The following is a 13,158-nucleotide window of genomic DNA, read 5'->3' on the forward strand; positions in this document are numbered from 1 at the left end:
ATCCGCAGACACTCCCGGGGAGAGCCAGAAAGGGCCGCTGAAATGCCAGTCGAAACGGTAGACACGCTTGTTGTTGGCGGCGGCCAGGCGGGGCTGGCCATGAGCGAGCATCTGAGCAAGTGCGGGGTGCCGCATCTCGTGCTCGAGCGGAGCCGCATCGCCGAACGCTGGCGTACCGAAAGATGGGACTCGTTGGTTGCCAATGGTCCCGCCTGGCATGATCGTTTTCCCGGCATGGAATTTCCGGACGCCGGTCCCGACGCCTTTGTCGGCAAGGAGAAGGTCGCCGACTATTTTGTCGCTTACGCCGGCATGATCGCTGCCCCCATCCGCTGCGGCGTGGAGGTCAGGAGCGTGGAAAGGCTTGTCGGCCGTCCCGGCTTCCGGGTCGAAACCTCGGATGGCGTGATCGAGGCCAGGAGCGTGGTTGCCGCTACCGGGGCTTTCCAGCATCCGGTCATTCCGGCGGTTGTCCCCGGGGATGCCGGAGCGATGCAGATCCATTCCAGCGCCTATCGCAATCCGGGCCAGTTGCCCGAAGGTGCGGTGCTGGTGGTCGGCTCCGGGTCCTCGGGGGTGCAGATCGCCGACGAACTCCAGCGCGCGGGACGGCGCGTCTACCTCTCGGTCGGGCCGCATGATCGGCCGCCGCGGGCCTATCGCGAGCGTGACTTCTGCTGGTGGCTGGGGGTTTTGGGCAAATGGGACGCCCAAGCGCCGGCGCCTGGCACCGAACACGTCACCATCGCGGTGAGCGGCGCGCGGGGCGGCCAGACGATCGACTTCCGGCGTCTTGCCGCGCAAGGGATGACGCTGGTTGGCCGGACGGAATCCTATAAGGAAGGGGTCATGACCTTCGCTCCGGATCTGGCTAAAAATATCGCGCGCGGCGATGCGAACTACATGTCGGTGCTGGACGAGGCCGACGCCTATGTCGCTCGCAACGGCCTCGACCTTCCCGAGGAGCCCGCGGCCCGCGAGATCGGACCGGACCCTCGATGCATGACTGATCCCATTCTCGAGCTGAACCTGGCGGAAGCCGGGATAGGTTCGATCATCTGGGCAACGGGATTCACCGTCGATTACAACTGGCTGAAAGTCGATGTGTTTGACGAAAAGGGCAAGCCGAAGCACCAGCGCGGCGTGTCGACCGAGCCGGGGATCTATTTCCTGGGCCTGCCGTGGCAATCGCGGCGGGGCTCGAGCTTCATCTGGGGCGTCTGGCACGACGCACAGCATGTGGCAGACCATATCTCCACGCAGCGCAAGTACCTGGCCTACCATGCGTCCGCAAAGCGCGAGACCAGGGTAGCATAGAAACGGACGTCCCGACCTCGAGCCTGACTGACGGAGACCAAGATGGCGCATACAAGAATTCGCAAGTTCAACACCAAGGACACCTATCCCGAGCAGAAACTCGACAATGATCTGTGCCAGGCGGTCGTTACGCGGGGCGGCAGGACGGTCTATCTGCGCGGCCAATGCCCGCAGGATCTCGACACGGCCAAGAATATCGAAAGCCATGATCCGGTCGAGCAGACGCACAAGGTCATGCAGAACATCCGCCAGCTGATCGAGGAGTGCGGCGGCACCATGGAGCATTTGGTCAAGGTGGTGGTCTACATTACCGATGTCCGTCATCGCGAGGGGGTCTACCGCACCATGGGCGAGTATATCAAAGGCGTGCATCCCGTCTCGACCGGCCTTGTCGTGCAGGCCCTGGCGCGGCCGGACTGGCTGGTCGAGATCGACGGCACCGCAGTTATCCCGGATTAAAGTCATGACATTCTCCATCGTCGCGCGGTGCAGCCGCACCGGCATGTTCGGGGTCGCGGTGTCCTCCTCGTCGCCTGCTGTGGCGGCGCGCTGCGGCTATGCGCAGGCGGGCGCCGGCGCCATTGCCAGCCAGAACGTCACCGATCCGACGCTGGGGCTGCGAGGTCTCGAATTGTTGGCGCGCGGTGCGTCGGCCGCCGAGGCGGTTGCCATCCTGAAGCGCACCGGCGCTTATCCCGAATACCGGCAGGTGCTGGCTGTCGATGCCGCTGGAAAGACCGCGATCCATTCGGGTCCCAAGGCGCTTGGCATCTGGGCGGAGGCGCGTGCGGACAATGTCGCCTGCGGCGGCAACATGCTGGCCCATGACGGCGTTCCGCAAGCCATGGTCGACGCCTTCCTGGCGTCGGAAGGGCATCTGGGCGACCGCCTCATCGCGACCATGCGCGCCGCGCTGAAAGCGGGCGGCGAGGCTGGTCCTGTCCATTCCGCCGGCATGAAGCTGGTGCGCGAGGTTGCGTGGCCGGTCGCCGATTTGCGCTGTGACTGGACCGATGACTGCCCGATCGAGCAGCTGGCGACGCTGTGGGAACTCTACAAGCCGCAGCTCGATGCCTATGTGACCCGCGCCATAAACCCATCCGATGCGCCGAGCTACGGCGTGCCGGGCGACGAATAGTCAAGACAGGGTCACCTGCGATGAGCGAACTCAGCCACAAGGACTGGATCGGCAAGGCGTCCGCGATCCGTTTTCGCGACAAGGCGTTCATCGACGGCAAGACGGTTGCGGCGCGTTCGGGCCGGACCTTCGCCAGCGTCAATCCGGCAACTGGCGAGGTGCTGGCCGAAGTGGCGTCCTGCGGTGAGGAAGACATCGATCTGGCGGTTGCCGCAGCGCGGCGCAGCTTCAACACCGGCGTCTGGTCGCGGACCAGCCCGGCGCACCGTAAGGAGGTTCTGCTGCGGCTGGCGCAATTGCTGCGCGAAAACCTGCATGAACTGGCCCTGCTGGAATCGCTCGACATGGGCAAACTGGTCAGGGATGCGGCCGCGGTCGACGTCCCCAGCTCGGCAGCGATCTTCCAATGGTATGGCGAGGTCATCGACAAGATCTATGGCGAAGTGGCGCCGACCGGCGAAGGTGATCTGGTGCTGGTACGGCGCGAACCGCTTGGCGTGGTCGGCGCGGTGGTGCCTTGGAATTTCCCGCTCGACATGGCGACGTGGAAATGCGCGCCGGCACTGGCGGCAGGCAATTCGGTGGTGCTGAAACCCGCCGAGCAGTCGCCTTTGTCGGCCCTGCTTCTGGCGGAACTGGCAATGGAAGCGGGCCTGCCTGCAGGCGTGCTCAATGTCGTGCCCGGCCTTGGCGAAACCGCCGGCCAGGCGCTTGGCCGCCATATGGATGTGGATTGCCTCGCCTTCACCGGTTCGACCGCCGTGGGCAAGATGTTCCTGCAGTATTCCGGCCAGTCGAACATGAAGCAGGTCTGGCTGGAGACCGGTGGCAAGAGCCCGAACCTCATTTTTGCCGATTGCGGCGATCTCGACGCGGCAGCCGACATGGCGGCCTTCGGCATCTTCTTCAACCAGGGCGAGGTCTGTTCCGCCAATTCACGCCTGCTCGTCCAGCGCGGCATCAAGGATGCTCTGGTGGAGAAACTGGTGCAACGTGCGGCGGTCACGCAGCCCGGCGATCCGCTCGATCCGGCTTCGAAAATGGGCGCGATGGTCGATAGTCGCCACGCCGCCAACGTCATGCGCTTCGTCGAGGCCGGCAAGAAAACCGCGCGCCTGGTCGCGGGCGGCGACCTGGTCACGGTCAACGGGCGCGGCAGCTTTGTCCAGCCGACCATCTTCGACGATGTCGCGTCTGCCGATCCGATTGCCCGCGACGAGATCTTCGGGCCGGTGCTTTCGGTCATCGCCTTCGACGACGAGGCCGACGCGATCCGCATCGCCAATGACAGCCCTTATGGGCTGGCCGCATCGCTGTGGACCGACAGCCTGTCGCGCGCGCATCGTATCGCGGGCCGGCTGCATGCCGGCACGGTTTCCGTCAACACGGTCGACGCGCTGAGCCCGATGACGCCGTTCGGCGGTTTCAAGCAATCCGGCTTCGGCCGCGACCTGTCGCTGCATGCGCTCGACAAATACACCGCGCTCAAAACGACATGGATCAAGTACTGATGGGCGCCTAAAGCGCATCGCGATTGAACGGATTCACGCGATGCGCTTTAGGCCTTTGCTCTATGCATGTCGTTTGCGCAAAACCGGGGCCACTTTTGCGCGACATGCATTAGGCTTGATCGAAGCCCTCAAACCGGCAACATAGCCAGCCATGCCGCTACGCTTCACGCTCAGACAGCTGGAATATTTCGTCGCCGTGGGCGAAGCCGGCTCCATCGCCAAGGCGGCCGAACAGGTCAATGTCTCGCCGCCGTCGATTTCGGCTTCCATCGCCCAACTGGAAACCGAGTTCGGCGTCCAGCTTTTTGTCCGCAAGCATTCGCACGGTCTCTCGCTCACGGCCGGCGGCCGCGTCTTCCTCAAGGAAGCCGCCCGGCTGCTCAACGATGCCGACGCCTTGCACGACGTCGCCGGCGACTTTGCCGAAAAGGTGCGTGGTCCGCTGGCGGTAGGATGCCTGCTGACGTTTGCGCAGATCGTGCTGCCGGCGCTGCGCATGCGGTTCGAGCGCGCCTATCCCGATGTGCGCGTGCGCCAGTTCGAGCGCAATCAGGGGCAATTGCTCGAGATGCTGCAGCGCGGTGAAATCGATCTTGCACTGACCTACGATCTCGAACTGTCGCAGGACATGACCTTCGAGCCGCTGATGCTGGTGCCGGCCTATGTCATGCTGCCGGCGGGGCATCGCTTCGCGGCAAAGGCGTCGATCACGACGGAGGAATTGGCCGATGAGCCGATGGTGCTGCTCGACCTGCCGTTCAGCCGCGAATATTTCCTTTCTGCATTCCACCAGCGCGGGATCCGCCCCAACATTGCCGAGCGCACCGGCGACATCGCCGTCATGCGTTCCATGGTGGCCAACGGCTTCGGCTACGGCATCGCCAATATGCGGCCGCTCAACACGCTGGCGCCGGACGGCAAGCCGCTGGTCTTCGTGCCGTTGGACGGCGATCTGCGGCCGCTGACCATGGGCGTCGCCTTGCCCAGTTCCGAACACCGCACGCAAACCGTCCAGGCGTTCATCGACCACTGCCGGCATTTCGTCGTCGAGCAAGGCGTGTTCGGCGCCGAGCGGGCTGTCGGCCAGGCAGCACTTCCACAGAAGTAGCCCCGGTTAAGCCAACTGCTGGTCGGCAAGCCGCTGCAGCAATTTTTCCAGCATGCCGTCGCAGCGGCGCATCTGCTCGACGCTGACGAACTCATCCGGCTTGTGTCCCTGCGCCATCGATCCCGGTCCGCACACGACCGTCGGCGTGCCGAGATCGCGGCTGAACAGGCCGCCCTCCGTACCGTAGGCAACCTTGATGGTGTTGTTGGCGCCGGTCAGCGATTTGATGAAAGCGACGGCTTGCGAACTGGCCGGCGTGTCCAGGCCGGGATAGGTGTTGGTGATGTCTATGTCGATCGCCGCCTCGGGGGCGGTGGCCGAGGCTTCGGATGCAATATGAGCAGCCTCCTTGCGCAGACGGTCGAGAATCTCGTGCGGATCGTCGGCCGCGACATTGCGGATCTCGAAGTCGACCTGGCAGAGGTTCGGCACGATGTTCAGCGCCACGCCGGCGTTGATCTTGCCGACATGGACGGTCGTGTAGGCAATGTCGTAGTCGCCGTCGCGGGCGCCATCGCGCACCAGCCGATCCTGCTCGCGGCGCAAGGCGGCGACGAAGTCGCAGCCGAGATGGATGGCATTGAGCGCCAACGGGGCCAGCGCCGAATGGCCTTCGCGGCCTTTGCAGAGCGCGCGTGCGGCAAGCTTGCCCTTGTGGCCCGTCGCCACCTGCATATCGGTGGGCTCGCCGACGATGCACAGCAAGGGCCGCTGCGGGGCTGCTTGCAGCATGTCGATCAGGCTGCGCACACCAATGCAGCCGATCTCCTCGTCGTAGGAGAGTGCCAAATGCAGCGGCGTGCGCAGCGTCATTTTCGAGGCTTTCAGGCACGCCGCGAGCGCGCAGGCCACAAAACCCTTCATGTCGGCTGTGCCACGTCCGTAAAGCTTGCCGTCTCGGCTCGTCATCTCGAAGGGCGGCAGCGTCCAGGCTTGGCCGTCGACGGGGACGACGTCGGTGTGACCGGACAGCATGATGCCGGAAGCGTCGGCCGGTCCGATGGTGGCAAAGAGGTTGGCCTTGTGGCCGTCCTCGCTGTGGATGATCTGGCTGGCAATGCCATGCGCGTCCAGCAGCTCCGCCACGTAGCCGACGAGGGCGAGGTTCGAATCGCGGCTCACCGTCGGGAACGCGATCAGTTTTTCAAGGATCTGGATGCTGTCCATGCGTCTTGTGTCTCATTGGCCGTCGGCACTTCTAGCATCGCGCGGCCGCGGCCTTGAAGTCGCATTTGGCTCAGCCGGGATTCAGCGGATGCTAATCCAGGCAGTGCTGATCGATTAGGCGCGTCCTAACCGGCACAGAAGAAATCTGTTGTTTCCCGGCGCTTGTCGCAATTTATGAATGGTCTCACGGCATCAACCCACTGGGCTGGCCGGCTTGCACCTTGGCTCGAAACCATGATCGGGCATGTGCAAGGCGACGCTGGCAGGAAGGCACGTTCCATGCGCGATCCGCGCTACGACATTCTGTTCGAGCCCGTGAAGATCGGTCCGGTGACCGCCAAGAACCGCTTCTACCAGGTTCCGCATTGCAATGGCGGCGGCTACCGCGACCCTTCGGCCGCAGCCGAGATGCGCCGCATCAAGTCGGAAGGCGGCTGGGGCGTCATCTTCACCGAGCAGACCGAGATGCACCATACTTCGGAGATCACGCCCTTCATCGAGCTCAGGCTGTGGGACGATGCCGATATCCCGGCACTGGCGAAGATGGCCAAGGCCATGCACCAGCATGGCGCGCTGGCCGGTATCCAGCTGGCCTATTCAGGCATCAACGGTCCCAACCTCTACACCAAGGAAGTGCCGCGCGGGCCGTCGGCCTTGCCGATCCGTACCTTCACCAACGATCCGGTTCAGGCGCGCGCCATGGACAAGCAAGATATACGCGACCTGCGCCGCTGGCACCGCAATGCATTCAAGCGTGCCAGGCTTGCGGGCTTCGACCTGGTCTGCCTCTACGGCGCGCATGGCTTCGGCATCATCCAGCACTTCCTGTCCACCGCCACCAACCAGCGCAGCGACGAATATGGCGGCTCGCTGGAAAACCGCTCGCGGTTGATGCGTGAGTTGATCGAAGAGGGCAGGGATGCCATCGGCGGCACTTGCGGCCTGACGCTGCGGCTGTCGCTGGACGAGATGATCGGCGAGCTTGGCTTCGCCAACTCCGAAGTGCGCGACATGATCGAGATGCACGCCGACCTGCCAGACCTCTGGGACCTGGCACATGGCGCCTGGGAGGATTGTTCGGGGCCGTCGCGGTTCAAGGAGGAGGGCGCGCAGGAGAGCCTGGTGTCCGGCATCAAGAAACTGACCTCGAAGCCGGTCGTCGGCGTCGGTCGCTTCACCTCGCCGGATGTGATGGTGAAGATGATCAAGTCCGGCACGCTGGATTTCATCGGCTGCGCGCGGCCATCGATCGCCGATCCCTTCCTGCCGAAGAAGGTGGAGGAGGGGCGAATCGAGGACATTCGCGAATGCATCGGCTGCAACATCTGCATCACCGGCGACATGACCATGTCGATCTCGCGCTGCACGCAGAACCCGACCTTCATGGAGGAATGGCGCAAGGGCTGGCATCCCGAACGCATGCAGGCCAAGGGCGATAGCGACAGCGTGCTGATCGTCGGCGCCGGCCCGGCCGGGCTGGAGGCGGCGCGTGCGCTCGGCCTGCGCGGCTATCAGGTGGCCATCGCCGAAGCCGGCACCGAGCTCGGCGGCCGCGTGGCGCGCGAATGCCGCTTGCCCGGTCTCTCGGCATGGGGACGCGTGCGCGACTACCGCCAGTACCAGATCAGCCAGATGTCCAATGTCGATGTCTATTTCGAAAGCCGATTGTCGGCGCAGGAGATACTGGACTTCGGCTTTCAGAACATTGCGCTTGCCACCGGCTCGACATGGCGCCGTGACGGCGTGGCGCGCGCGCATGTCGTGCCGATGCCGGCGGACCCGGCCATGCCGGTCTATACGCCGGACGATCTGATGGGCGGCAATGTGCCGACCGGCACTGTCGTGCTGTTCGATGACGATCACTATTACATGGGCGGCGTTTTGGCCGAGCTGATGGCGCGCCAGGGCGCGAAGGTGACGCTGGTGACGCCGTCCGCCTATGTGTCCGACTGGACCCGCAACACGCTGGAGCAGGGCGCCATCCACCGCCGGCTGGCCGAACTCGGCGTCGAGATCGTGTTGAACCGGATCGTGACGCGCATCGTACCGGGCGGTGTTGCCACGGCCTGCGCCTATACGGGCAGCCAATTTGACATCGCCGTGGACGCAGTAGTGCTGGTGACATCGCGCCAGCAGGACGATAGCGTCTGGCACGAGCTGAAGGCGCGGCGCGACGAGTGGGCCGACAGCGGCATCCGCTCGATCAAAATCATCGGCGATGCCGAGGCGCCGGGTCCGATCGCCTGGGCAACCTACGCCGGCCACCGCTTCGCGCGCGAGCTGGACGAAGCCGATATCGGCGACGCACTGCCCTTCCGCCGCGAGGTCACGGCGCTGGCGGCGGATTAGGCGCCTGCGGCGCGGTTAGCGAATCTCGGGTTGTTCAACCATACCGCATTGCACAATTCCTTCGCTTGGTCACAATGCAGGCATGGTTCGAACCGCACTCGCCGTCCTGGTGATCGACGAAAACCGCATCCGCGCCGCGATCATCGAGGCGGGGTTGCGCGAGGCCGGCCATGAGCGGGTCACCGTCATCCATGATGTGACCGGCATTGCGCGGCGGATCGCCGAGATCGAGCCCGATGTCATCGTCATCGATCTCGAAAACCCGAATCGCGACATGCTGGAAAACATGTTCCAGCTTTCGCGTGCCGTAAAACGGCCGATCGCCATGTTCGTCGACCGCTCGGACCAGGCCTCGATCGAGGCGGCGGTCGATGCCGGCGTTTCGGCCTATGTCGTCGACGGTCTGCGGCAAGAGCGCGTCAAACCCATTCTCGACATGGCGGTCAGCCGCTTCAACGCTTTTTCGCGCATGGCGCGCGAACTGGAAGAGGTTCGCGGCGAGCTCGAGAGCCGTAAGGTGATCGATCGTGCCAAGGGCATATTGATGAAGTCGCGCGGCCTCTCCGAAGAGGCCGCCTACACGCTGCTGCGCAAGACGGCGATGAACCAGAACCGCAAGATCGGCGACATCGCCCAGAGCCTGGTGACTGCCGCCGGGTTGCTGGGACCGGCGGAGGACGAATGAGCATGGACGCCGCGCACCAGATCACCGCTGGCTTCATGCCGCTTTTCGACAGCGCCGTGCTGGTCGCGGCCGGTGAGCTTGGCTTTGCCGCACGAGAAGGCATCGACCTCACCCTGCACCGCGAGACGTCCTGGGCTAACATCCGCGACCGCATCGCCATCGGTCACTTCCATCTGGCGCATATGCTGGGACCGATGCCGCTCGCCTGCAATCTCGGGCTGACGCCGCTCGCTTCGGAAACCATCGTGCCGTTCTCGCTCGGACTCGGAGGCAATTGCGTCACCGTCTCCAACACTGTGTGGGCCGGAATGGTGGCGCACAGCGCCGAAGCCGATCTCGACCCCGCGCGCGCCGGTGCGGCGCTGCGCGCGCTCATTCGCGAGCGCGCTGCGGCCGGTGGCGACCCGCTGCGCTTCGCCGTGGTGCATCCGCATTCCGGGCACAATTACGAATTGCGCTATTGGCTCGCCGCCTGCGGCATCGATCCGACGCGCGAAATCGAGATCGTCATCGTGCCGCCGCCCTTCATGGCCGATGCACTGGCCGCCGGCCGCATCGACGGCTACTGCGTAGGCGAACCCTGGAACAGTGCTGCGGTTGCCGCCGGCACCGGGCATATCGTCACCGTCAAGGCGCGGATATGGCGTAACAGCCCGGAGAAGGTGATCGGCGTGCGCAAGGCCTGGGCAGACGAAAACCCCGAGGCCTTGGCGGCGCTGCTGCGCGCGCTGCATCACTCGGCACGCTGGTGCCAGGATCCGGCCAACCATGGCGAATTGGCTGCCGTCATGGCGCAGGCCGGCTTTCTCGGCCTGCCGCCGGCCGTGCAGATGCCGATCCTGACCGGCCATCTCCGACTGGGCGGCGGCGCGGAGCGGAGCATCGACGACTTCTTCCTCCCCTTCGACAAGGCGGCGAACTTTCCGTGGAAGAGCCATGCGCTGTGGTTCTACACGCAGATGGTGCGTTGGGGGCATGTGGCGCATACGCCTGAAAACCTCGCCATCGCGCGGGATTGCTATCGTCCCGATCTCTATCGTTCGGCGCTGAAGCCGCTCGGCATCGCACTTCCCGGCGCCAATTCGAAGGTCGAGGGCGCGCTCCAAGTTGCAACCGCGGTCGGCGCGACAGGCGCCGGCCTTGTGCTCGGTCCGGACGGTTTCTTCGACGGCCAGATCTTCGATCCGGACGAGGTCGACGCGTACATTACCGGCCAGAAATCGGCTCGCGCGGAAGCCTGATCATTTCCGCGTCATTCTTGTGCATTGCACAAAAATTGTGCGCGCGATTGCCCGAATGAGCAATCTTTGACCTTCCGGCCATAGGACCCGGCGCGTCCGCGATCGGCGCTGGTTACTGATTTAATTGATCTTTTTCGCCTCTCTCAAAACTGGCACGGTTCCTGCTTTGAAATAGACAGGCCCTTCGCGGGTCACGGAACAGGCGCCCAATGGCGGGCGCCACAGGCAAAGCTGCCGCTCAGGTTAATACGCGCTCCCGGTCACCCGGACGCGAAGACCTGGCTGGCGGCTTTTTTGTTTTGATCAACACACAATCGACGACGCGGATCCCAAGCCGCGCCCAACCGGAGACGACGATGACGAAACGGATCAGGACTGGAACGACCCTCAAAGACATGACGCGCCGCGATTTTCTGGTCAGCAGTGCAATGACGGCCGGCCTGTTCGTGGCGGCCCGCAAGCTCTTCCCTTCCGGCGCCTATGCTGCGACCGCCACTCCGGAGGTCACCGGCGCCAAGCTCGGCTTCATTGCCCTCACCGATGCGGCACCGCTGATGATCGCCAAGGAGAAGGGGCTGTTCGCCAAGTTCGGCATGCCCGATGTCGAGGTGCTCAAGCAGGCCTCCTGGGGCGCGACGCGCGACAATCTGATGCTCGGCGGCGCCGCCAACGGCATCGACGGTGCCCATATTCTGACGCCGCTGCCTTACCTCATGCACACCGGCAAGGTGACACAGAACAACCAGCCGATGCCGATGGCGATCGTGGCGCGGCTCAACTACGACTGCCAAGGCATTTCGGTCGCCCAGGAATATGCCGGCACCGGCGTCGGCCTCGATGCCTCGAAGCTGAAAGACGCCTTTGCCGCCAAGAAGGCGGCCGGCAAGGAAATCAAGGCCGCCATGACCTTCCCGGGCGGCACCCATGATCTCTGGCTGCGCTACTGGCTGGCCGCCGGCGGCATCGATCCCGACAAGGACGTTTCGACCATCGTCGTGCCGCCGCCGCAGATGGTGGCCAACATGAAGGTTGGCAACATGGACGTGTTCTGCGTCGGCGAGCCGTGGAACGAGCAGCTCGTCCATCAGGGCGTCGGCTTCACCGCCGCCACGACGGGCGAATTGTGGAAGGGCCATCCGGAAAAGGCGCTCGGCCTGCGTGCCGAATTCATCGAGAAATACCCGAACGCCACCAAGGCGATCCTGATGGCCGTCATGGAAGCCCAGCAATGGTGCGAGGCCAGCGACAACAAGGACGAGATGGCCGCCATCATCGGCAAGCGGCAATGGATGAACGTGCCTGTCGCCGACATCATCGGCCGCCTCAAGGGCGACATCAACTACGGCAATGGCCGCGTCGCCAACGGCACCGATCTCTACATGAAGTTCTGGAAAGGTGGCGTCTCCTATCCGTTCAAGAGCCATGATGCGTGGTTCCTCGCCGAGAACATCCGCTGGGGCAAATTCGCGCCGACCACCGACATCAAGGCGCTGGTCGATCAGGTCAACCGCGAGGATCTGTGGCGCGAGGCGGCCAAGGATCTCGGCGTCGCGGCAGCCGACGTTCCGGCGTCGTCGTCGCGCGGCGTCGAGACCTTCTTCGACGGCAAGATCTTCGATCCGGCCAACCCGTCGGCCTATCTCGACAGCCTGAAGATCAAGGCATCGGCTTGAACCTCTGCGCAAACGGCGCATTGCGCCGTTTGTCGCTCGAATTATCTGCCCCACGGAGTTTTCCCCAGACATGTCGATCCAGACTATCGAGGACACCAAGGTGAAGGCCTTTCCTGCGAAGCCGGCGGAGGTCATCGCCTTCACCGCAAAGGCACGACGTCGCTTCGATCCGCTGGCGATTGCCGGCAAACTGGCGAGCGCGCTGCTACCGCCGATCGTAGTCATCGCCGTCATGCTGGTCGTCTGGCAGATCGCCTGTTCGTCGCCCACATCAAGCCTGCCGCCGCCGACCCAGGTGTGGAACGAGGCCTACGATTTGATCGCGCATCCGTTCTTCGACAATGGCCCGCAGGATATCGGCCTGGCATGGCGCGTGCTGATCTCGCTGCAGCGTGTCGCCATCGGTTTCGGCCTGGCGGCGGTGGTCGGCGTCGCGCTCGGCGCGCTGGTCGGCCAGTCGATCTGGGCGATGCGCGGCCTCGACCCGGTGTTCCAGATCCTGCGCACGGTGCCGCCGCTGGCCTGGCTGCCGCTGTCGCTGGCGGCGTTCCGCGATTCCAGCCCGTCGGCGATCTTCGTCATCTTCATCACGTCGATCTGGCCAATCATCATCAACACCGCCGTCGGCGTGCGCAACATCCCCGAGGATTACCGCAACGTCTCGCGCATCCTGCGGCTCAACCAGTTCGAATTCTTCGTCAAGATCATGGTACCGGCCGCCGCGCCCTACATCTTCACCGGCCTGAGGATCGGCATCGGCCTGTCCTGGCTCGCCATCGTCGCCGCCGAAATGCTGACCGGCGGCGTCGGCATCGGCTTCTTCATCTGGGACGCGTGGAACTCGTCGCGGCTGCCCGACATCATCGTGGCGCTCGCCTATATCGGCGTCACCGGCTTCTGCCTCGACCGTCTGGTCGCGGCGGTCGGCGCCTTCGTCACCCGCGGCACAACGGCAAAGTGAGGAGAGGG

11 protein-coding genes are annotated in these 13,158 nt (G+C 64.3%); 10 read left to right on the forward strand and 1 reads right to left on the reverse strand.

Annotation, left to right across the window (positions count from 1 at the left end; all coding sequences use genetic code 11):
- Positions 1 to 42: 42 nt before the first annotated feature.
- The 5 genes from NKI66_RS26690 (at position 43) to NKI66_RS26710 (ending at position 5,074) form a co-directional block, all read left to right on the forward strand.
- Entirely contained in the window at positions 43 to 1,317 is a 1,275-nt protein-coding gene (locus NKI66_RS26690; protein WP_023809427.1) for a flavin-containing monooxygenase, read from the forward strand.
- Positions 1,318 to 1,359: 42 nt separating this feature from the next.
- Entirely contained in the window at positions 1,360 to 1,776 is a 417-nt protein-coding gene (locus tag NKI66_RS26695) for a RidA family protein (protein WP_352721128.1), read from the forward strand.
- A gap of 4 nt (positions 1,777 to 1,780) precedes the next feature.
- Complete coding sequence (locus tag NKI66_RS26700) at positions 1,781 to 2,455, forward strand: DUF1028 domain-containing protein (RefSeq protein WP_352721126.1); 675 nt, start codon at positions 1,781 to 1,783, stop codon at positions 2,453 to 2,455.
- Positions 2,456 to 2,475: 20 nt separating this feature from the next.
- A complete protein-coding gene (locus NKI66_RS26705) occupies positions 2,476 to 3,966 on the forward strand; it encodes an aldehyde dehydrogenase (RefSeq protein ID WP_352721124.1) in 1,491 nt (496 codons plus the stop codon).
- Between the two features lie 151 nt (positions 3,967 to 4,117).
- Entirely contained in the window at positions 4,118 to 5,074 is a 957-nt protein-coding gene (locus tag NKI66_RS26710) for a LysR family transcriptional regulator (protein WP_023809423.1), read from the forward strand.
- A 6-nt stretch (positions 5,075 to 5,080) separates the two neighbouring features.
- On the opposite strand, the gene argE is transcribed toward NKI66_RS26710, so the two are convergent.
- The gene (argE, locus tag NKI66_RS26715; protein WP_023809422.1) at positions 5,081 to 6,241 is read right to left on the reverse strand and encodes an acetylornithine deacetylase; all 1,161 of its coding nucleotides are present in this window, start codon (positions 6,239 to 6,241) and stop codon (positions 5,081 to 5,083) included.
- A gap of 279 nt (positions 6,242 to 6,520) precedes the next feature.
- Here argE and NKI66_RS26720 point away from each other — a divergent pair, with 279 nt between their 5' ends.
- The 5 genes from NKI66_RS26720 to ntrB all read left to right on the forward strand — a co-directional run bounded on the left by NKI66_RS26720 (position 6,521) and on the right by ntrB (position 13,150).
- The gene (locus NKI66_RS26720) at positions 6,521 to 8,590 is read left to right on the forward strand and encodes an oxidoreductase (protein ID WP_023809421.1); all 2,070 of its coding nucleotides are present in this window, start codon (positions 6,521 to 6,523) and stop codon (positions 8,588 to 8,590) included.
- 82 nt (positions 8,591 to 8,672) lie between these two features.
- Complete coding sequence (locus NKI66_RS26725) at positions 8,673 to 9,275, forward strand: ANTAR domain-containing response regulator (protein WP_013530455.1); 603 nt, start codon at positions 8,673 to 8,675, stop codon at positions 9,273 to 9,275.
- Positions 9,276 to 9,277: 2 nt separating this feature from the next.
- Entirely contained in the window at positions 9,278 to 10,516 is a 1,239-nt protein-coding gene (locus NKI66_RS26730; RefSeq protein ID WP_031212563.1) for a CmpA/NrtA family ABC transporter substrate-binding protein, read from the forward strand.
- A gap of 356 nt (positions 10,517 to 10,872) precedes the next feature.
- Positions 10,873 to 12,189: a CmpA/NrtA family ABC transporter substrate-binding protein gene (locus NKI66_RS26735; protein ID WP_023809419.1), complete on the forward strand. Its 1,317-nt coding sequence runs from the start codon at positions 10,873 to 10,875 to the stop codon at positions 12,187 to 12,189.
- A 70-nt stretch (positions 12,190 to 12,259) separates the two neighbouring features.
- Entirely contained in the window at positions 12,260 to 13,150 is an 891-nt protein-coding gene (ntrB, locus tag NKI66_RS26740; protein ID WP_023809418.1) for a nitrate ABC transporter permease, read from the forward strand.
- Positions 13,151 to 13,158 lie beyond the last annotated feature (8 nt).

Origin of the sequence: Mesorhizobium sp. M0518, assembly GCF_040321125.1 — a bacterium.
Lineage (GTDB): Bacteria > Pseudomonadota > Alphaproteobacteria > Rhizobiales > Rhizobiaceae > Mesorhizobium.

Bases quoted from the DNA above. Each gene is read 5' to 3' on its own strand.
- NKI66_RS26690 (WP_023809427.1), top strand. From the start codon at position 43: ATGCCAGTCGAAACGGTAGACACGCTTGTTGTTGGCGGCGGCCAGGCG.
- NKI66_RS26705 (WP_352721124.1), top strand. From the start codon at position 2,476: ATGAGCGAACTCAGCCACAAGGACTGGATCGGCAAGGCGTCCGCGATC.
- ntrB (WP_023809418.1), top strand. From the start codon at position 12,260: ATGTCGATCCAGACTATCGAGGACACCAAGGTGAAGGCCTTTCCTGCG.
- NKI66_RS26700 (WP_352721126.1), top strand. From the start codon at position 1,781: ATGACATTCTCCATCGTCGCGCGGTGCAGCCGCACCGGCATGTTCGGG.
- NKI66_RS26735 (WP_023809419.1), top strand. From the start codon at position 10,873: ATGACGAAACGGATCAGGACTGGAACGACCCTCAAAGACATGACGCGC.
- NKI66_RS26730 (WP_031212563.1), top strand. From the start codon at position 9,278: ATGGACGCCGCGCACCAGATCACCGCTGGCTTCATGCCGCTTTTCGAC.
- NKI66_RS26725 (WP_013530455.1), top strand. From the start codon at position 8,673: ATGGTTCGAACCGCACTCGCCGTCCTGGTGATCGACGAAAACCGCATC.
- NKI66_RS26710 (WP_023809423.1), top strand. From the start codon at position 4,118: ATGCCGCTACGCTTCACGCTCAGACAGCTGGAATATTTCGTCGCCGTG.
- NKI66_RS26695 (WP_352721128.1), top strand. From the start codon at position 1,360: ATGGCGCATACAAGAATTCGCAAGTTCAACACCAAGGACACCTATCCC.
- argE (WP_023809422.1), bottom strand. From the start codon at position 6,241: ATGGACAGCATCCAGATCCTTGAAAAACTGATCGCGTTCCCGACGGTG.
- NKI66_RS26720 (WP_023809421.1), top strand. From the start codon at position 6,521: ATGCGCGATCCGCGCTACGACATTCTGTTCGAGCCCGTGAAGATCGGT.